Annotated in this window: 17 protein-coding genes; 8 read left to right on the top strand and 9 right to left on the bottom strand. The window is 67.0% G+C overall.

Annotation, left to right across the window (positions count from 1 at the left end):
* Positions 1–172: 172 nt before the first annotated feature.
* Entirely contained in the window at positions 173–1,081 is a 909-nt protein-coding gene (locus DIE03_RS02190; protein WP_124447018.1) for a LysR substrate-binding domain-containing protein, read from the bottom strand.
* Positions 1,082–1,194: 113 nt separating this feature from the next.
* Here DIE03_RS02190 and DIE03_RS02185 point away from each other — a divergent pair, with 113 nt between their 5' ends.
* Both DIE03_RS02185 and DIE03_RS02180 read left to right on the top strand, forming a co-directional pair.
* Positions 1,195–2,133 carry a 2-hydroxyacid dehydrogenase gene (locus DIE03_RS02185; RefSeq protein ID WP_124447016.1) on the top strand — a complete coding sequence of 313 codons (939 nt, stop codon included), beginning with the start codon at positions 1,195–1,197 and terminating at the stop codon, positions 2,131–2,133.
* 72 nt (positions 2,134–2,205) lie between these two features.
* Positions 2,206–3,570: an MFS transporter gene (locus DIE03_RS02180; RefSeq protein WP_124447014.1), complete on the top strand. Its 1,365-nt coding sequence runs from the start codon at positions 2,206–2,208 to the stop codon at positions 3,568–3,570.
* A gap of 27 nt (positions 3,571–3,597) precedes the next feature.
* Here the strand turns inward: DIE03_RS02180 and DIE03_RS02175 are convergent, their stop codons facing one another.
* Positions 3,598–4,566: a LysR family transcriptional regulator gene (locus DIE03_RS02175; RefSeq protein ID WP_124447012.1), complete on the bottom strand. Its 969-nt coding sequence runs from the start codon at positions 4,564–4,566 to the stop codon at positions 3,598–3,600.
* A 364-nt stretch (positions 4,567–4,930) separates the two neighbouring features.
* On the opposite strand from DIE03_RS02175, the gene DIE03_RS02170 reads away from it, so the two are divergent.
* The 4 genes from DIE03_RS02170 (at position 4,931) to DIE03_RS02155 (ending at position 9,274) form a co-directional block, all read left to right on the top strand.
* A complete protein-coding gene (locus DIE03_RS02170) occupies positions 4,931–6,106 on the top strand; it encodes an HPP family protein (RefSeq protein ID WP_124447010.1) in 1,176 nt (391 codons plus the stop codon).
* A gap of 123 nt (positions 6,107–6,229) precedes the next feature.
* Complete coding sequence (locus DIE03_RS02165; protein WP_124447008.1) at positions 6,230–6,643, top strand: MarR family winged helix-turn-helix transcriptional regulator; 414 nt, start codon at positions 6,230–6,232, stop codon at positions 6,641–6,643.
* A gap of 20 nt (positions 6,644–6,663) precedes the next feature.
* Positions 6,664–8,451, top strand: a complete 1,788-nt coding sequence (locus DIE03_RS02160; RefSeq protein WP_124447006.1) for a chloride channel protein — start codon at positions 6,664–6,666, stop codon at positions 8,449–8,451.
* Positions 8,452–8,938: 487 nt separating this feature from the next.
* Positions 8,939–9,274 (top strand): hypothetical protein, encoded by a 336-nt coding sequence (locus DIE03_RS02155; RefSeq protein ID WP_059240325.1) that lies wholly within the window; start codon positions 8,939–8,941, stop codon positions 9,272–9,274.
* Between the two features lie 87 nt (positions 9,275–9,361).
* Here DIE03_RS02155 and DIE03_RS02150 read toward each other — a convergent pair whose 3' ends face one another.
* The gene (locus tag DIE03_RS02150) at positions 9,362–9,682 is read right to left on the bottom strand and encodes a pyrimidine/purine nucleoside phosphorylase (protein WP_006478890.1); all 321 of its coding nucleotides are present in this window, start codon (positions 9,680–9,682) and stop codon (positions 9,362–9,364) included.
* A gap of 175 nt (positions 9,683–9,857) precedes the next feature.
* Positions 9,858–10,760, bottom strand: coding sequence for a LysR substrate-binding domain-containing protein (locus tag DIE03_RS02145; RefSeq protein ID WP_124447004.1), 903 nt, complete (start codon positions 10,758–10,760; stop codon positions 9,858–9,860).
* A gap of 182 nt (positions 10,761–10,942) precedes the next feature.
* Between DIE03_RS02145 and DIE03_RS02140 the strand changes: the two genes are divergently transcribed.
* Both DIE03_RS02140 and DIE03_RS02135 read left to right on the top strand, forming a co-directional pair.
* Complete coding sequence (locus DIE03_RS02140; RefSeq protein WP_124447002.1) at positions 10,943–12,127, top strand: M20 aminoacylase family protein; 1,185 nt, start codon at positions 10,943–10,945, stop codon at positions 12,125–12,127.
* Between the two features lie 43 nt (positions 12,128–12,170).
* Entirely contained in the window at positions 12,171–13,496 is a 1,326-nt protein-coding gene (locus DIE03_RS02135) for an MFS transporter (protein WP_124447000.1), read from the top strand.
* A gap of 96 nt (positions 13,497–13,592) precedes the next feature.
* On the opposite strand, the gene DIE03_RS02130 is transcribed toward DIE03_RS02135, so the two are convergent.
* From DIE03_RS02130 to DIE03_RS02110, 5 genes are all read right to left on the bottom strand, one after another.
* Positions 13,593–14,696 (bottom strand): porin, encoded by a 1,104-nt coding sequence (locus tag DIE03_RS02130; RefSeq protein WP_124446998.1) that lies wholly within the window; start codon positions 14,694–14,696, stop codon positions 13,593–13,595.
* 63 nt (positions 14,697–14,759) lie between these two features.
* Positions 14,760–15,179 (bottom strand): DoxX family protein, encoded by a 420-nt coding sequence (locus DIE03_RS02125; RefSeq protein WP_124446996.1) that lies wholly within the window; start codon positions 15,177–15,179, stop codon positions 14,760–14,762.
* A gap of 172 nt (positions 15,180–15,351) precedes the next feature.
* A complete protein-coding gene (locus tag DIE03_RS02120; RefSeq protein WP_124446994.1) occupies positions 15,352–16,629 on the bottom strand; it encodes a cytochrome c in 1,278 nt (425 codons plus the stop codon).
* Between the two features lie 2 nt (positions 16,630–16,631).
* Positions 16,632–18,251, bottom strand: coding sequence for a GMC family oxidoreductase (locus tag DIE03_RS02115; RefSeq protein WP_124446992.1), 1,620 nt, complete (start codon positions 18,249–18,251; stop codon positions 16,632–16,634).
* A complete protein-coding gene (locus tag DIE03_RS02110) occupies positions 18,251–18,757 on the bottom strand; it encodes a sugar dehydrogenase complex small subunit (protein ID WP_124446990.1) in 507 nt (168 codons plus the stop codon). Before DIE03_RS02110 ends, DIE03_RS02115 begins: the two co-directional genes overlap by 1 nt.
* Positions 18,758–18,937: the final 180 nt, after the last annotated feature.

Here is an 18,937-nt window from a genome sequence, read left to right as displayed (position 1 = left end):
GCCCCTGGCGTTCGTGCCGCCCGCCGCGAAGCACGCGCATGACGGCATGCTTTCGAAATTGCAAGGATTCCTGTCATCGGCACATGCACCGCTCGCTCAGGATTGCTTGTCATCGCGGCGCCGCAAGCTTCCGGATTGAAAGCTTGTGACACGATGCGACCGCGCGACGCCGCTACGTTGCGCCGCCGCCCTGTTCCTGCGCGAGAAACCGCTCGACCATCGCGTTGAACACCGGCAGCGCCGGATTGTCGTTGTCCGCGCGCCACGCGAGATACAGCTCGGCTGCGACATTGACGCCCGCCAGCGGCCGGAACACCACGCCGTCGACATGAAGCTCGCGCGCCGACGCCGGCACCAGCGCCGCGCCGAGCCCCGCACGCACGAGGCCGAGGATCGTATGCGTCTGCCCGACGTAGTGCAGGTAGTTCGGCAGCCGTCCGGCGCCCGCGAACATCCCCGAGATCATGTCGTGGAAGTACTTCCCCTCGTTCGGCGAATACGCGATGAACGGCTGCCGGTCGAGTTCGTCGGGGCCGATCTGCTCGTAGGCGGCAAGCGGCGCGCCTTGCGCCACCGCGACGAGCATCGGTTCGCGCTGCACGAGCCGGTATTCGAGCGGCTGGCGCGCGGCGCGCTGCCGCACGAAACCGGCGTCGAGCATCCGCGATGCGAGCGCATCGATCTGCACGGTCGACACCATCTCGCGCAATTCGACGTCGACATCCGGCAGCGCATGCGCCGCGTGCGCGAGCAGCACCGGAATCATCCGGTACGCGCTCACGGCCGTGAAACCGAGCGTGATGCGGCCGGCCCCGCCATGCGCGACGCGCTGCGCGGCCTGCTCGGCCCGGGCGGAGAATTCGAGGATGTGCCGCGCGTCGCGCAGGAAGCGCTCGCCGGCCGCGGTCAGGCTGACCTGCCGGCTGCTGCGCTCGAGCAGCGCGATGCCGAGTGCGTGCTCGAGCAGCTGGATCTGCCGGCTCAGCGGCGGCTGGGTCATGAAGAGCCGTTTCGCCGCACGGCCGAAATGCAGTTCCTCGGCCACCGCGACGAAGCAGCGAAGCTGGTGCAGTTCAATCATCCAATTCTTGAATCAATCGATAGTCTTTTGATGTTAGACCGATATCGATGCGATTTCTATACTCGGTTCCACCCGATGCGCGGCCCGCGCCGCGCACGACGACCGAGACCTTCATGACCATCGACATCCTGCTGACCCAGCCGCTCCCCGCCACCATCGACGCCGAACTGTCCGCCCGTTACGCGGTGCATCGGCTGCATGCGGCCGAAGACCCGGACGCGCTGCTCGACCGCGTGGCGTCGCGCATTCGCGGCGTCGTGACCGGCGGCGCGAACGGCCTGTCCGCCGCGCTGATGGACCGGCTGAGCGCGCTCGAGATCATCGCGATCAGCGGCATCGGCACCGACGCGGTCGATCTCGACCGCGCCCGCGCACGCGGCATCCACGTGACGACGACGCCCGACGTGCTGACCGACGACGTCGCCGACATGGCGCTGGGGCTGATCCTGATGACGCTGCGCGACCTCGGCGCCGGCGAGCGGATCGTCCGTGCCGGCCGCTGGGGCAAAACGGCCCAGCCGCTCGCGACGCAGGTCACCGGCAAGCGGCTCGGCATCGTCGGGCTCGGCCGCGTCGGGCGCGCGATCGCGCAGCGCGCGCAGGCGTTCCGGATGCCCGTCAGCTACTTCGGCCCGCGCGAGCATCGCGACAGCGGCTATCGCTACGTTCCGGACCTCGCCGCGCTCGCGCGCGACAGCGACGTGCTCGTGATCGCGGCATCGGCCGACCACGGCAACGTGCTCGTGACGGCCGACGTGCTCGCCGCACTCGGCCCCAAAGGATTCCTGATCAATGTCGCGCGCGGCAAGCTGGTTGACGAAACCGCGCTCGTCCGTGCGCTCGCCGACGGCACGATCGCCGGCGCCGGCCTCGACGTGTTCGCGAACGAACCGCACGTGCCGGCCGCGCTGCTCGAACTCGACCGCGTCGTCGTGCAGCCGCACCGCGCGAGCGCCACGCATGAAACGCGCGAGGAAATGGGCCGGATCGTGCTCGCCAACCTCGCCGCGTGCTTCGCGGGCCAGCGCCCGCCGACCAGCGTCACGCGCTGAACGCCGCGCGGCCGCACGGCCGCCTCGTTACAACACCGGATGCCTCCGCCCGACGGAGGCCAGGAGACACGCATGTCCAATCGATCCAGCGGCGCCGCCCTCGCCGCGTCGCCCGCGGCCTCGCGCACGATCGGCCGCGTCCGCTATGCGGTCCTCGCGCTGATTTTCGCGGTCACCGTCATCAACTATGCGGACCGCGCGACGATGTCGATCGCCGGCACCGGCGTCGCGCACGATCTCGGCCTGACGCCCGTGCAGCTCGGCGTCGTCTTTTCGGCGTTCGCGTGGGCCTACGCGATCGGCCAGATCCCGGGCGGCTGGCTGCTCGATCGCTTCGGCGCACGGCGCGTGTACGGCCTGAGCCTGCTGCTGTGGTCGGTCTTCACGATGCTGCAGGGCACGGTCGGCTGGCTCGCCGTTCAGGGTGCGGCCGCGACGCTCGCGCTGTTCGTGATGCGCTTCATGCTCGGCCTCGTCGAATCGCCGGCGTTCCCGGCCAATTCGCGGATCGTCGCCTGCTGGTTCCCGACCGCCGAACGCGGCACGGCGTCGGCCCTGTTCAATTCCGCGCAGTACATGGCCGTCGTGCTGTTCACGCCGGCCATGGCCTGGCTCACCCACGCACTCGGCTGGGAGCATGTGTTCCTGTGGATGGGGCTGCTCGGCATCGCGCTCGCCGCGCTGTGGTTCGCGTGGTATCGCGAGCCGCACGGGCACCCGCGCGTGACCGATGCCGAGCGCGACTACCTGCGCGCACACGGTGCGCTCGTCGATCTCGAGGCGAACCGCGTGCGCCAACGGCCGCGTGTTTCGTGGCACGACGCATCGCAACTGTTCCGCCACCGGAACCTGTGGGCGATCTATATCGGTCAGTACTGCATCACGGCGCTCACGTACTTCTTCATCACGTGGTTTCCGATCTACCTGATCAAGGGGCGCGGGATGACGATCATGGAAGCCGGCTGGGTTGCGGCGCTGCCGGCAATCTGCGGGTTCACGGGCGGCGTGCTCGGCGGCGTGCTGTCGGACTGGCTGATCCGGCGCGGCATGCATCCGTCGAAGGCGCGCAAGACGCCGTTCGTCGCGGGGATGGCGATGGCGACGCTGCTCGTGCTCGCGAACGGCGCGGCGTCGAACGCGGCCGTGATCGCGCTGATGACGATCGCGTTCTTCGGCAAGGGGCTCGCGGCGGTCGGCTGGGCCGTGCTCGCCGATACGGCGCCCGAAGGCATGGTCGGGCTGAGCGGCGGCGTGTTCAACGGCCTCGGCAACATCGCCGGGATCGTCACGCCGCTCGTGATCGGCTACTTCGTCGCCAGCACCGGTTCGTTCGCCGGCGCGTTGTGGTTCGTCGCCGCGCATGGGCTGATCGGCATCGCCGCATACGCATGGCTCGCGGGCCGCTTCGAGCGGATCCGCATCACGCCGGCGGCCTGAGCGGCGCAGCGGCACGCACGTACGCCGTCACGCGCGCTTGCGGCCGCCCGGCGCGTGTTCGGTCGTCAGCCGGTCGAGTTCGCGCAGGTCGTTCTCCAGCGCGGGCGTGAGCGTCGTGCGCAGGTGCTCGAGGAACGTACGGATCTTCGCGTCGAGATAGCGGCGCGTCGCGTAGACGGCATACACGCTCACCGTCTGCAGCCGGTACTCCGGCAGCACGCGGATCAGCCGCTCCGCGCGGATGTCGTCGAGCACCGTATACAGCGCGACGCACGCGATCCCGCGCCCGGCGCGCACCGCGACGCACAGCGCGTCCGGCACGTTGACCTGGAACGGCGCCGGCTGCAGCTCGTAGACGGCTTCCTCGCCGTCGCTGCGCTCGAGCCGCCATTCGCTGGCCGGCGAGGCCGGCGTGTCGAGACGCAGGCACACGTGGTTCGGCAATTCGCCGGGCGTCTGCGGCGTGCCGTGCCGCGCCAGGTATTCGCGCGACGCGACAAGCACGCTGCAGCTCGTGCCGCAGGTCTGCGCGACATAGCCCGAATCGGGCAGTTGCGACGCCGTCACGATCGACACGTCGTAGCCCTCCTCGACGAGATTCGGCATCCGCTGCGCGAGCGTCAGCTCGACCGACACGTCGGGGTTGTCCTCCTGGTAGCGGACGATCGACGACACGACATGACTCTGCCCGAGCCCCGTCATCGCATGGATGCGCATCTTGCCGCTCGGCCGCAGCAGCGCGTTGCGCGCCTCCGCGTTCGCATAGTCGAGTTCCGCGAGGATCGATTTCGCGCGCTCGAAATAGCGTTCGCCGCTTTCGGTCAGGCCGAGGTGGCGCGTCGTGCGATGCAGCAGGCGCGTCTGTACGTGCGCTTCGAGGTTCGAGACCGCGCGCGACACCTGCGCGGTGGTCGCGTCGATTTCCTTCGCGACCGCAGTAAAACTGCCGGCTTCGACAACGCGCACGAACAGGCGCATGTTTTCGAGCATGTCCATTGAATTGGCTTGGGGGGAGTCGATGGGGAGGCGTCGGCGGCGCTCGCGTCAAGTGGGAAACGGAACACGGCCGCGAACCACGTCGAGTCGATCACCGGGCCGGGGAAAAGGCGGGAGAGCGGGCATCGCGTACGTGGTTCTGGCATGACGGGGGATTCGGTGGCCCGAATTGTACGCCGCTGCCGACGAATGTGCGCGGTTGCGTGGCCCCAAAGCTTTCATCGAATGAAAGGCTTTCGCAAGACTCGCGCGCCGTGCGCACGCAACGGCTTGATGCAGCACGGCAATTTGTATCACAACGCGATATAATTGCGCCCTTGTCGCCGCGCGGCCCCGCGCCGTCCTATTTACCGCGTACCCGTCCATGTCGTCAGGCTCCTCTCCGTCGCGCCGCACGCTGCAGCAATGGTTGCGCAGCTTCCTTCCCCATCCGATGTCGCTTGGCTGGCGCGAGCGCCTGCGTTCGTGCACGGGGGCGCTCGTCGGGATCGCGACGGTCGGCGTCACGATGCGGCTGCTGCCCGGCGTGCCGGGCCTCGTGCCGCTGCTCGTCGCGCCGATGGGTGCATCGGCCGTGCTGCTGTTCGCGGTGCCGGCGAGCCCGCTCGCGCAGCCTTGGTCGATCATCGGCGGCAACCTCGTCGCGGCGACGGTCGGCGTGGCCTGCGCGCAATGGATCGCTGATCCGGTCACGGCCGCCGCGGTCGCGATCGCGTGTGCGATCGGCGGCATGTTCGCGCTGCGCTGCGTGCACCCGCCGTCGGGCGCCGTCGCGCTCACGGCCGTGGTCGGCGGCCCGGCCATCCACTCGCTCGGCTTCGGTTTCGTGCTGGAGCCGATCGCACTGCAATCGGGAATCCTGCTGTCGGCCGCTCTCGTGTATCACGCGCTGACCGGACACCGCTATCCGCACGGCGGCGTGCGACCCGACGCGAAACCGCAGGCGGGCGGCGCCGCATCGGCACGTGGCGGCTTCACGCGCGGCGATCTCGACGTGGTGCTGAAGCGTCGCAGCGAATGGCTCGACGTCGATCCGGACGATCTCGAAACGCTGCTGCGCGAAACCGAGATGCAGGCCTATACGCGCACGTTCGGCCAGCTCACGTGCGCCGACCTGATGACGAACGATGCGATCGAGGTCGCGCCGTCGACATCGGTGACGGCCGCGCTGACGCTGCTCGACCGCCACCGCGTGAAGGCGCTGCCGGTGGTCGATGGCGAAGGCCGGCTGACCGGCATCGTCACGCGCGCCGATCTCACGCGCCAGCTGCGTCGTCCGGCCCCGCTGTGGCAGCGCCTGTCCGCGCGGCTGCCGCAATCGCTCGGCGGCCAGCCCGCGAGCGTCGCCACCGTGATGACGCGCGACGTCGCATGCGTGCCGGAAACGATGCCGATCACCGCACTCGTGCCGCTGTTCACGCATTCTGGCCATCACCACATTCCGGTCGTCGATGCGTCGCACCGGCTCGTCGGGATCATCACGCAGACGGATCTCGTGACGGGCCTTTATCAGCAGACCCGAATGCTAGAGGCCGCGTAGCACTCGCCATGTCCCGTAACGGCTGACGCAACGTGGAATGCATTCATTCCGCCATCGCCCGGCCTTTTATATCATATTGTGATATATTTGACGCCACCGAAACTGACCGTACGACCGCCCTCGATGAACGATACCCGACGCGCGCTGGCCAAAAGCGATTTCCAGCAACTGTCCGAGTTCCGCTACCAGATGCGCCGCTTCGAGCGCTTCTCCGAACGCGCCGCGCAAAGCGAAGGCGTGACGCCGCTGCAATACCTGCTGCTGCTGCACATCAAGGGCTATCCGCATCGCGAATGGGCAACCGTCGGCGAGCTCGCGGAACGCCTGCAGGCGCAGCATCACGGCGTCGTCGCGCTGGTGACGCGCTGCGAGGCGCTCGGGCTCGTGAAGCGCAAGACGAGCGAAGCCGACCGCCGGCAGGTCGAAGTCCACCTCGAACCCGCCGGCGAGACGCTGCTCGCCCGCCTCGCGGCCATGCACCGCGCCGAGCTGAAGTCGCTCAAGGGCACGTTCCAGGTTCCCCAGATCGATTACTGACCCTTGCTCTTTCCACGCCGATGAACGCACCACACAAACGCGATTTCTCGACCAACGCACGCCTGCCCAGGATCGCGTTGCTTGCCGCCGGAATCGGCCTGCTCAGCACGCTTGCCGCGTTCGTGCTGTTGAGCCTGATCCACCTGTTCACGAACCTGTTCTTCTTCCAGCAGTTCTCGTTCGCCGACCGCTCCCCGGCGAACAACACGCTCGGCGCATGGGTGATCGTGATCCCGGTGGTCGGCGGGCTGATCGTCGGGTTGATGGCGCGCTTCGGTTCGGAGAAGATCCGCGGCCACGGCATTCCCGAAGCGATCGAGGCGATCCTGTTCGGCAAGAGCCGCATGTCGCCGAAGGTCGCGATCCTCAAGCCGCTGTCGTCCGGCGTCGTGATCGGCAGCGGCGGCCCGTTCGGCGCCGAAGGCCCGATCATCATGACGGGCGGCGCACTCGGCTCGCTGATCGCGCAATGCGTGCACGTGACCGCCGCCGAGCGCAAGACGCTGCTCGTCGCCGGTGCAGCCGCCGGCATGACGGCCGTGTTCGGCACGCCCGTCGCCGCGGTGCTGCTCGCGGTCGAGCTGCTGCTGTTCGAATGGCGGCCGCGCAGTTTCCTGCCGGTCGCGCTGGCGTGTGCGGTAGCCGGGTTCGCACGTGCGCTGTTCTTCGGCGTCGATCCGCTGTTTCCGCTGACGACGGCCGCGCCGTCGCCGGTCGCGCTGCTGTCGTGCATCGTCGCGGGGCTGCTGTCGGGCATGCTCGCATGCGGCCTGTCGGCGGCGCTGTACCGCGTCGAGGACACCTTCGCGAAGCTGCCGGTGCACTGGATGTGGTGGCCTGCGCTCGGCGCGGTCGTGATCGGCATCGGCGGCTGGCTCGAACCGCGCGCGCTCGGCGTCGGCTACGACGTGATCGGCGACCTGCTGCATCAGCATATCGCGTTGAAGATCGCGCTCGCGCTGCTGATCGTGAAGGCCGTGATGTGGGTGATCGCACTCGGCTCGGGCACGTCGGGCGGTGTGCTCGCCCCGCTGCTGATGCTCGGCGCCGGCCTCGGCACCGTGCTGTCGCCGCTGCTGCCGGGCGGCGATCCGGCGCTGTGGCCGCTCGTGTGCATGGCCGCGACGCTCGGCGCGACGCTCGGCGCCCCGCTCACCGCGATCGTGTTCGCGTTCGGCCTCACGCATGATGCGAACGCGCTGCTGCCGCTGCTCGCAGCGACGCTCGTCGCGCACGGCTTCGCGACCATCGTGATGAAGCGCTCGATCATGACGGAAAAGATCGCGCGTCGCGGCTATCACATCTATCGCGAATACGGCGTCGATCCGCTCGAGCGCCATGACATCGGTGAAGTGATGACGCCGGCCGACCGGCTCGTCGCGATCGACGGCGCAGCGACGCTCGATATCGTCGCGTCGCAATACTTCGGCGCGAAGCAGACGCATCGCGCCTACCCGGTCGTGCAGCACGGCCGCCTGCTCGGCCTGGTCGATCGTGCGACGCTCGACGCGCAGCGCGCACAGGCCGGCGCCGATACGCCGATCGCGGGCGCGTTCACAGGCCGCGCCCCGGCCGTCGCGCTCGCGCACGAAACATGCCGCGTCGTCGCATCGCGCCTCGCGATGCTGGGCCTCGAACGCCTGCCGGTCGTCGACGACGAGCAATCGCTGCGCGTCACGGGCCTCGTGTCGCGCAGCGACCTGATCAAGCCCGCGCTCCAGCACTTCGACGACGAACAGAAGCGCGAGCGCTTTCGCCCGATCGTCCCGGTCAACCTGCGCGACGCCGGCACCCGCAAGGCCGGCTGACGCCAACCGCGTACTCGGGCACACCGGCTGCGCACCGCCTCCTCATCGCGCCTCGCCTCGCTGCACGATGCGGCGCACCCTCGTGCGCCGCATCGTATTCCGCCGTGTTCCGGGTTTAAAGTTGGTTAACATTTTGTCTGGCGAAAGTTTGTCATCATGGTGCCCATGCGACGGGGCCATCAATCAGCCATTCCACTTCGCCATCAGATAAAGAGTCGCGGCACGGCATGCACACACATGCCGTGTGCCGTGACCGTCATGACACCACACGACCGGGCAGCGCGCTGACCGTGCAACGCATGACGTCGAGCCGCACACGACGCATGCCGCATCGCAGCAACGCCGCACAGCACCGGAGCCGCCATTTGGCAAGCGCGTTAACAACTTGTTTCGGAATCACCGGAACCGTGCTTGCCCGATGCGATCTCATTAGCACGCAGTACTGCTGCGCATCCCACTTAATCAATCACGACTCGAGGGAGATAACGTGAACGCGAAATACTTACCGCTCATCGCATTGACCGTGGCATTTTCTGCTCATGCAGCCGATTCTGCCCTGCAGAACGTGGGACAAAGCCAAAAGCCCGCCGACCAAGTGGCGCAGTGCATCGCCAAGACGTGGGCCGACAAGTCGCAGCAACAAGTGACGTCGCAGTACGAACTGGCGAATGGCCTCGCAATGGCCGTCTACGCGCCGGGCCAGCAGCCGCCGAACGGCGCTGCCGCCGTGGTGCGCCCGGCCAACGCCGGCAACGCGAAGACCTGGGTCGGTTTCCGCGGCGGCGATGCATCGTCGGCCGGCGACATCAACGCCTGCCTGTAACGAGAACAGGCGCTCCGGATGGCCTTGCGCCATCCGCTTGCGACAAGCCCCGCTTCGGCGGGGCTTTTCTTTTTCTGCCGCCTGCGCTTACAGGTAGCTGCAGACGTAATCGAGTGTCTCGAGCACTTCGATGTCGAAGCGGCTCTTGCCCGGCACCGAGAACGATTCGCCGGCGCCATAGGTCTGCCATTCGCTGCTGCCGTCGAGCTTCACGCGGCACTTGCCGGCCTGCACTTCCATCAATTCGGGCGCGTCCGTGCCGAAGTTGAGCGCGCACGGCAGGATCACGCCGAGCGTCTTGCGCGTGCCGTCCGGGAAGAGCACGGTATGCGACACGCACTTGCCGTCGAAATAGACGTTCGCGCGCTTGACGACCGATACGTTGTCGAATTGGGTTGCACTGGTCATGTGATGCCTCTGATTGCTGGATGCCGGATGGCGAGAGTGGTTGGCGGCCGGCCGCAGCGGCGGGCCGGCCGATATCATACCGGCTCGCGCGGCATGCGCCGGAATGGCGTACCGCTCGCCGCGTGTCGGCACGATCATCGTCAGGATGACTACATGATTTTCGTCGGGCGCCGGTTCACCGCAGTCCCTTGCGCCGCGCGGAATCGCGCAGGCAGTCGAGCAGCATTGCCGCGGCCGGCGTCAGCGGGCTGTCGCGGCGCGTGACGACCTGCACCGAGACGCCCGGCAGGCGCTCGCGGATCGGCAGCACCGCGAGCTGGTCGCGCGCCCACTCGCCCTGCAGCAATTGCTCGGGCATCGATGCGATCAGGTCGCAACCCGTCATCAGGCTGTGCGCGAGCCCGAAGCTCGGGCATTCGACGACGCGCGCCGGCACCGGCAGCCCATACGCGACGAACGAATTGAACAGTACCTGCGTGGAGCTTTCCGGCGACGGATTCATCAGCCAGTCGGCGTCGACGAGATCGGCGAGCGACGTAGCCGACGCGAGCGGATGCCCCTTGCGCGCGACGATCAGCGAACGGCTCGCGTAGAGCTCCGCATGATCGAACTCGGCCGCCAGCAGCTCGGGCACGACGACGGCGACCGCGAAATCGAGCGAACCGTCGTGCAGGCGCGGCAGCGCGACGCCCGGAAACCCTTCGACCAGATTGACGCGCGCCACCGGGAAGCGGCGCCGGAACGCGCGGAACGCGTCGGGCAGGATCGTCACCGCGGCCGCCGGCGTGATGGCGGCCGCGACGGAGCCCGTCATCGCGCCCTGCGCCTGCTCGATGTCGTCGCGGGCACGCTGCATTTCGGCGACGATCAGCCGCGCGCGCACCTGCAGCTGCTGGCCGAACGCGGTGAGCTGCACGCCGCGTGCGGTACGCACGACGAGCGACACGCCGAGTGCGATCTCGAGTTCCTTGACGGCCTTCGTCAACGCCGCCGGTGACACGTTCAGACGCCGCGCGGCCGCGCGGATGCTGCCTTCTTCGGCAACGGTGACGAACGCTTTCAGCTGATGGTATTTCATGGCGGCAATGCGTGATCCGTGGAAACCCTGTGCGTCGCGCGGCACAGTGGCTCAGGGTATTCCCGAGCGGCAACCGACGGTGTGCACCAAAGCAATTTAGCAGCTTCTGGTACCCGAAAGAAATTTATATGCTTGCTCGTCATATGCACGTCAAACGCTCCACCTGCCCCACAGGAGACCCCATGCTGCAAGCCGTGAACCCCGTCATCCCCGGCATCGCCGCGATCGCCCCCGAACTGGTCGAGGTGCGCCGCCGCATTCACGCTCATCCCGAGCTCGCGTTCGAGGAGACGCTCACGAGCAATCTCGTCGCCCAGCTGCTCACCGGCTGGGGCTACGACGTGCATCGCGGGATCGGCAAGACGGGCGTTGTCGGCGTACTGCGCGAAGGGCAAGGCACGCGCACGGTCGGGCTGCGCGCCGACATGGACGCGCTGCCGCTCGCGGAAGCCACGGGTCTGCCGTACGCGAGCCGCCATGCGAACAAGATGCATGCATGCGGCCACGACGGCCACACGGCGATGCTGCTGTGCGCGGCGCGCCACCTCTCGGCCACGCGCCAGTTCTCAGGCACGCTGAACCTGATCTTCCAGCCTGCCGAGGAAAACTTCGGCGGCGCGAAGGCGATGATGGACGACGGCCTGTTCGACCGCTTCCCGTGCGACGCGATCTTCGCGATCCACAACATGCCGGGCCGCGCGGCCGGCGACATGGCATTCCGCACCGGCGCCGCGATGGCATCGGCCGACCGCGTGACGATCACGCTGCGCGGCGTCGGCGGCCACGGCGCGATGCCGCATTTCGCGCGCGATCCGATGTCGGCCGCGGGCAGCATCATGGTCGCGCTGCAGACGATCGTCGCACGCGAGGTCGATGCGCAGCATGCGGCCGTGATTACGGTCGGCAGCGTGCAGGCCGGCGAGACCTTCAACATCATTCCCGAAACCGTCGTGATGAAGCTGTCGGTGCGCGTGCTGAACGCCGACGTGCGCGCGCTGCTCGCGCGCCGCATCGAAGCCCTCGCGAAAGGCCAGGCCGAAAGCTTCGGCATCACCGCGGAAGTCGACTACGACTACGGCTACCCGGTGCTCGTCAATCACGCGGAACCGACCGCGTTCGCGGCCGAGATCGCGCAGCAGATGCTCGGCGCCGAGCGCGTCGAAACCGACGCCGCGCCGCTGATGGGCAGCGAGGATTTCGCGTTCATGCTCGAGGCGCGTCCCGGCTGCTACGCGTTCATCGGCAACGGGATCGGCAGCAAGGGCGGCTGCATGGTGCACAACCCCGGCTACGACTTCAACGACGACATCCTCGCGATCGGCGCGAGCTACTGGGTTCGCGTCGCCGAAGCCTGGCTCGCGGCCTGACGGCCTTTCACCACACAGTTTCGCGCTTAACCGGGGGAACCCCATGGAAACGTCCGCCCTTCCGTTCGCCGGCACGCCGGTCGATGCCCGCGCCGCCGCGAAGAAACGCCGGCTGATCGCGGCAGCCGCCGTCGGCAACGCGCTCGAGTTCTACGACTTCACGGTCTACAGCTTCTTCGCGATCCTGATCGGCAAGCTGTTCTTTCCCGTGCATTCGTCGTTCGGGCAGCTGATGCTCGCGGTCGCAAGCTTCGGCGTCGGTTTCGTCACGCGCCCCCTCGGCGGGCTCGTGATCGGCATGTATGCCGACCGCGCTGGCCGCAAGAAAGCGATGATCCTCACGCTGCTGCTGATGGCGCTCGGCACCGCGACGATCGCGGTCGCGCCGACCTTCGCGCAGATCGGCATCGCCGCGCCGCTGCTGCTCGTGCTCGCGCGGCTGCTGCAGGGGTTCGCGTCGGGCGGCGAAGTCGGCGCGTCGACGACGCTGCTGCTCGAACAGGCGCCGCAACATCGTCGCGGCTTCTATGCGTCGTTCCAGTTCTCGAGCCAGGGGCTTGCCGCGCTCGCGGGCGCGCTCACCGGCGTCGCGCTGACGTCGACACTGACCGCCGCGCAGCTCGAAAGCTGGGGCTGGCGCGTGCCGTTCATCATCGGCACGCTGTTCGTGCCGCTCGGCTACTGGCTGCGCCGCACCGTCGAGGAAGTCCCGGCGGCTGCGCCCTCGCCCGCCGCAGCGCACGACGAACCAGTTGCATCGCTGCCGCTCGCCGACGTGCTGCGCCATCACGGCAAGGCCGTGTTCGCGGGCCTCGGCGTGACGATCGGCGGCACGTCGATCCACTACATCATCGTGTTCTACATGGCGATCTACGGCGTGCAGGTGCTGCACCTGCCGACGTGGCTGTCGATGACGACCGGCTGCGTCGCCGGCGCGATCCTGATGCTCGTAACGCCGATCGGCGGCCACCTGTCCGATGTGTACGGGCGCAACCGGATCGTCTGGTGGACGCGCATCGTGCTGATGGCCGCGATCTACCCGGCGTTCATCGCGCTGAACCGCTGGCCGGGCGCCACGTCGCTGCTGTCGATCATCGCCGCGCTGTCGATCGTGCATGCGATCAACATCGGTGCGACGGGGGCAATGCTCGGTGAGTTGTTTCCGCGGGCCGTGCGTGCGACGGGCGGTGCGCTGGTGTATAGCGTCGGCGTCGCGATCTTCGGCGGCTTCGCGCAGTTCTTCGTCACGTGGCTGATCGCGGCAACCGGGAATCCGAATGCGCCGGCTTGGTATGCGATCGCGTGTGGCGCGATGACGCTGCTCGCGATTCGCTGCATGGACGAGAAAGCCGGGAAGGCGCTGGATTGAATGGCGGCCGATGCGGCCGAAGTTGCCGCAGGTCGCAAATGAAAAAGGCACGGGCTCCATCACCCGTGCCTTTTGCGTATCTGGCGCTGCCCGCGCTCAGAACGTATGCATCATCCCCACATAAGCACCCGTCTGCGATTCACCCGCAAGCGGGCTCGTTCCCGACGTCGCATCCCGCGGCGTCGCGAGCAGCGAGAAGTTCGAATTCCCGCCGTTGCGCACATACGCGACCGTTCCATACAGGAACGTACGCTTCGACAGGTTGTACGTGGTGCCGAGCACGTACATCATCGCGTGGCCCGACGGATCGTGCGACGCATCGCTGCCGCCGTCGCCCACCTTCACGTAATAGCCGCCGCCCGTCACGGCCCACTGCGGCGTAGCCGCATAAGTCGCACCGAGCCAGTAGTGATCCGCCCGATCGGCAACACCGGCCGGGCTGTCCGGCGCCTGATAGTGCGTATACGCGCCCTGGATCTTGAACTTCGACACCTTCACGTTCGCACCGACGAAGTACTCGCGCGACGCCGTGAAGATGTTGCTGAACTTGCCGTTGTTGTCACGCAGTTCGTCGTAGATGCCGCGCAAGTCGAGCACCGGCGAGTGGTACGAGATCATGATCCCGTCCGAGCGGCCGAAATCGTCTGCCGCCCCGTAGTTGAAGCCGCGCGACTGGTTGCCGAACGCATATTGCGCCTGCACGTCGAAGCCGCCGATCACCGGGCTGTGATATTCGATGTTGTTGCTGCTCTGCTGCCAGTTGCGGCCGCGCACGAGCGACGCCGACGAAAACGCCTGCTGGACGAACGGGTCGAATTCCCACACGCCGTCGCTGTCGATGAACAGGTTGCGGCCGGCCTGCAGCTGGCCCCACGTGTCGCTCTTCAGCCCGACGTACGCGCGCCGCGACCACATGCGCCCGCCGCCCGTCGTGCCGTTCATCACCTGGAATGCGGTTTCCAGGTTGAAGACCGTCGACAGGCCGCCGCCGAGATCCTCGAAGCCCTTCAGGCCGAACATGCTGGTGCCCCAGTCGCCGCCTTCCGCGCTCCAGCGCGACTTGCTGCCGTTCGGCGTCGCGATGTGGTTCAGGTATTCGATGCCGCCGTCGATCCGGCCGTACAGCGTCACGCTCGTCTGTGCAAAGGCGGCCGCCGGTGTGGCAGCCGCAATCAGCCATGCGAAATGTTTAAGTCGCAAAATGATGCCCCCTCGGAGTCTCGACCTTCCCGCGCGCGCCCCATGCGCGCGCCCAGGGTCCGCCTATCCGCGATCGATCGAATATCGACCGGGGCCCGCTGCGCACAGTGCAAGCAGGCCACCCGCGATCGCGATGTTCTTGTAGAAATGAATCATGTTGTTGATCTGCTCGCCGCCCGTCATCGTCCAGTAATGGTGGCCGATGATGCCGGTGCCGATCGTATACAGCGCAAGCAGCAGCGCGAGCGGGCGCGTCTGGAAGCCGACGAGGATCGCGATGCCGACGAACAGCTCCATCACGACGGAGATCGCCGCCGAGATGATCGGCGCGGGCGCACCCTCCGAGCCCATGAACGCGATCGTACCGGAGAAGTCGACAATCTTCTTCCAGCCGAACATCACGAACAGGATCACGAGCAGGATCCGGGACAGCAGCAGCAGCACATCGCGCTGGGACGCGAGAAACGGTTGATTCGGTGTCATGGTCTCGATCAACGAAAGCGATGCGCGGCCTGCGCGCACCGGATTGCCAACGAACCAGGACGGGCGGCCGCCTGCGCCGCCCGCCCCGCTCTGCAACAACCGGCATCGGGCCCGCCCGATGTGCTGTGCGCCTCCTCTTGTCTGTCGTCGCCGTGCTGCGTCGCGCGCTGCATCAACGCAGCTTCGCGACGTCCTGCTCGGTCACCTTCGCGGCCGGATTGCCGAACTGCCCGGTCAGGTAGTTCGTCAGCGCGGCGATCTGCGCATCCGACAGCTCGTGGCGGAACGCCGGCATCCCGACGTCCTCGCTGCCGGCCTTGCGCTGCACGCCGTTCAGGATCACCTGCACGAGGTTGGTCGGATTCGATGCGCCGACCGTCGAGTTGTGGAACAGCGGCGGATAATAGCCGTCCGGCGTGCCCTTGCCCTGCATCTGGTGACACGTCGCGCAGTTGCCGAGGTACAGCCGCGCCGGATCGATACCCGACGACGCGAGCGCGACACCACGCAGCTTCAGGCCGTCCTCGGCCGGCTTGCCCCAGGACGAGCGCGACTGCTTCGCGTCGCCGCTGGCCACGGCCGGCACCGTACGGATGTACGTCGAGATCGCGCCGATGTCGGCTTCGGTCATCTTCGAGAAGCTGTGCTCGACCGCCTCGGCCATCGGGCCGGCCGCCTGCGCGAGGCCCGGCACGCTGCCGGTGCGCAGGTACTGGACGAGCTGCTGCTGCGTCCAGCCGCCGATCCCCGCGTTCGGGTCGGACGTGATGTTGTAGCCGTCCCAGCCCGCGAGCACCGAACCCGACAGGAAGCTGCCGCCGGTTTCATCGAGCGACTTCTCCTGCATTGCAATGCCGCGCGGCGTATGGCACGTGCTGCAGTGCGCGAGGCCCTGCACCAGATACGCACCACGGTTCCACTCGGCGCTCTGCGCGGGCTTCGGCTGGTACACGCCGTCCTTCAGGAACAGCCAGTTCCAGATCTTCAGCGGCCAGCGCATGCTCAGCAGCGCGGGGATCTCGTTCTTCGGCGGCGCCTGCTTGACCGGTTCGACGCCGTGCATGAAGTACGCGTACAGCGCCTGCACGTCGTCGTCGTTGATCTTCGCGTACGACACGTACGGCATCGCCGGGTACAGGTTGTCGCCGTTCTTCGAGACGCCGTGACGCACCGCGCGCTCGAAGTCGTCGAACGTCCAGTTGCCGATGCCGGTGTCCGGGTCGGGCGTGATGTTGCTCGTGTAGATCTTGCCGAGCATCGGCACCGGCATCCCGAGGCCGCCCGCGAACGGCTTGCCGCCCTTCGCGGTGTGGCAGGCCATGCAGTCGCCGGCCACCGCGAGGTATTCGCCGCGCTTGACCTGCGCCGGATCGGCCGAATCGGCCGCACGGACGAGCCCCGGCAGCGCGAGGCAGCCAGCGAGGAGGAAGGTGAGAGTAGATTTCCGCACGGTCAGACTTCCTTCTTCAGCGTGTCCGACATCCGCAGCGCCAGCGCCGCGATCGTCAGCGTCACGTTCACCGTACCGACGGTCGGCATCGTCGAGCTGCTCGAGATGAACAGGTTCGGATGGTCGAACGTGCGGCAGTCCTTGTCGACGACCGAGTCGCGTGCATCCGCGCCCATGATCGTCGCGCCCGTGATGTGGTTGTTCGGCGCGAATTCATCATTGAAGACGACTTCGGTGCCGCCGAGCACCTTCGCGGCCGTCGCGTAGACCTCGCGTGTGTGCACGGCGCCGCGCTTCACGTAATCGTCGATCGCATACGTGATCTCGGGCCGCGGGATGCCGACCGCGTCGGTGGCCGTCTTGCTCGGCACGATGCGGTTCTCGGGCTGCGGCAGGATTTCGTGGAAGCAGTCGAACTGCACGTAGCGCGCCGAACGGTCGCGGATCTGCGCGTCGAGCTCCGCGGGCTTCATCAGCTTGCCGGCCTTGAAGATCTTCTGCGTCTCCTGGTTGATGCGCGACATGTTCGACAGGTGGATCTTCTTCGCGGCTTCGGTCGCACGGAACGGGCCGTCACGGAAGCCGATCAGCGACGTCATCTCCTGCGGGCCGCGGCCCGGCCACAGCTTCTCGTTAGCGTAGAACGACACGCCGGTGCCCGGATGGTCCATCAGGTTGCGGCCGACCATGTCGGAACTGTTCGCGACGCCGTTCGGGAAATCGCGGTTCGCGGACATCAGCAGGATCTTCGGCGTCTCGATACCGTTCGCGGCGATCACGAAGTACTTGCCCTCGACGCGATGGTCCGCGCCGGTCTTGTCCTTGTAGATCGCGGCGACGATGCGCTTGTCCGGCCCGGTCTCGAGCTTGTAGACGACCGCGCTGTCGATCAGCTTCGCGCCGGCCTGCTCGGCCTTCTCGACGTGGACGATGCCGTTGTACATCGCGCCGATCGGGCAGATCGGCATGCAATTGTTGTTCCCGCAACAGGTCGGCCGGCCGTCGTACGGGCGGCTGTTGCGCGCGACGGGTTCGGTCACCACGTGGAACTTCGGATCGTAGCCGTTGAGCGCGCTCTTGATGGTCTGCTCGTTGAACGACAGCGGCAGCGGCGGCATCGGGTACGCCTGCTTGCGCGGCGAGTACAGGTCTTCCTCGGGGCCCGGGCCCCACACGCCAAGTTCTTCCTCCGCGCGCTGGTAGTAATGCTCGAGGTCGTCGTACTGGATCGGCCAGTCGCGGCCGACGCCGTACACCGTCTTCATCTTGAAGTCGTTCGGGATGAAGCGCCACGCCGACGCGGCCCAGTGCCACGTCGTGCCGCCCACCGCGCGGATGTACTGCGAGTTGAACTTGTGCTCGCCCTTCAGGATCAGGTAGTCGTTCGGCGGGCCGTATTCCGGATGCGGCGCCCATGCGCTCGACGGGTACGGCGCCATGAAATCGGTCTTGTCGACCTGGTTGCGAAAGCGCTCGACGATTTCCCCGCGCGGCATGCGCGGGCCGGCTTCCAGCAGGATCACGGACTTGCCCGCCATCGCGAGCTGGTGGGCGACGATCGCGCCTGCGACACCCGATCCGACGACGACGATGTCGGCTTTTTGCGTATCGGTATCGGCCATCAGGCTTGCCTCTCGATCGGTTTTTCGGCCCAGAAGCCGGGTTTGTTGGGGCAATACGAGGGAATCACGAGCGTATCGGATACGACGCTGAACATTAGTGCTTCTTCGTAGGTAATCACGACGTTGTCGACGATGCCGAGATACCACGCTTCAAGAATCTTCAGCGCGAGCGCTTCCTGATCGGGATTCAGCGAACCGGACGCGAGTGCGCCGGCGAGTTGCGGCAGGCTGTCGGCCGTCTTGAACGAGCCCTTCTGCAAGGCCTGCAGGAAGCGTTCGCCGAGCACGCGGCTCAGCCCCTTCTTGCCGGTCACTGCTTCGGAGAGCGTCATGAACGTATCGAGCGGCGCAGTGCCGGGGTCGTCGGCCAGGGCCCGCAACGCCAGCGAGCCCGTGAGGCCCGCCGCCGTCAGCGCCAGTGCGCCCTGCAGCCATTGACGCCGCGTGATGCCGCTTGTGGTTGCGTCGCTTTCGCGACGCGAGTGGGGAGTGTTGTCGTTGTGCATGTTTCCTTCTCTCGAACACCGGATTCGGGAAAACCACGCTTGATATTTCTCAAACATTGGCGCGGACCTGAAATGTACGCGCACAAATCGGATCGAACAATCTTTTTATAGTCCATTAAATGTTCCGCAATCCGAGACAATCGACATTTCGCTGCATTTTTGTGTCGTCGGCGCGACAAA

Origin of the sequence: Burkholderia sp. Bp8992, assembly GCF_003853705.1 — a bacterium.
Lineage (GTDB): Bacteria > Pseudomonadota > Gammaproteobacteria > Burkholderiales > Burkholderiaceae > Burkholderia.
Note: the sequence above shows the minus strand (reverse complement) of the source record. Positions and strands in the feature narration are given on the sequence as shown.

Coding starts and splice junctions, on each gene's coding strand:
- DIE03_RS02190 (WP_124447018.1), bottom strand. CDS start 1,081: ATGATTGAACTGCACCAGCTTCGCTGCTTCGTCGCGGTGGCCGAGGAA.
- DIE03_RS02185 (WP_124447016.1), top strand. CDS start 1,195: ATGACCATCGACATCCTGCTGACCCAGCCGCTCCCCGCCACCATCGAC.
- DIE03_RS02180 (WP_124447014.1), top strand. CDS start 2,206: ATGTCCAATCGATCCAGCGGCGCCGCCCTCGCCGCGTCGCCCGCGGCC.
- DIE03_RS02175 (WP_124447012.1), bottom strand. CDS start 4,566: ATGGACATGCTCGAAAACATGCGCCTGTTCGTGCGCGTTGTCGAAGCC.
- DIE03_RS02170 (WP_124447010.1), top strand. CDS start 4,931: ATGTCGTCAGGCTCCTCTCCGTCGCGCCGCACGCTGCAGCAATGGTTG.
- DIE03_RS02165 (WP_124447008.1), top strand. CDS start 6,230: ATGAACGATACCCGACGCGCGCTGGCCAAAAGCGATTTCCAGCAACTG.
- DIE03_RS02160 (WP_124447006.1), top strand. CDS start 6,664: ATGAACGCACCACACAAACGCGATTTCTCGACCAACGCACGCCTGCCC.
- DIE03_RS02150 (WP_006478890.1), bottom strand. CDS start 9,682: ATGACCAGTGCAACCCAATTCGACAACGTATCGGTCGTCAAGCGCGCG.
- DIE03_RS02145 (WP_124447004.1), bottom strand. CDS start 10,760: ATGAAATACCATCAGCTGAAAGCGTTCGTCACCGTTGCCGAAGAAGGC.
- DIE03_RS02140 (WP_124447002.1), top strand. CDS start 10,943: ATGCTGCAAGCCGTGAACCCCGTCATCCCCGGCATCGCCGCGATCGCC.
- DIE03_RS02135 (WP_124447000.1), top strand. CDS start 12,171: ATGGAAACGTCCGCCCTTCCGTTCGCCGGCACGCCGGTCGATGCCCGC.
- DIE03_RS02125 (WP_124446996.1), bottom strand. CDS start 15,179: ATGACACCGAATCAACCGTTTCTCGCGTCCCAGCGCGATGTGCTGCTG.
- DIE03_RS02115 (WP_124446992.1), bottom strand. CDS start 18,251: ATGGCCGATACCGATACGCAAAAAGCCGACATCGTCGTCGTCGGATCG.
- DIE03_RS02110 (WP_124446990.1), bottom strand. CDS start 18,757: ATGCACAACGACAACACTCCCCACTCGCGTCGCGAAAGCGACGCAACC.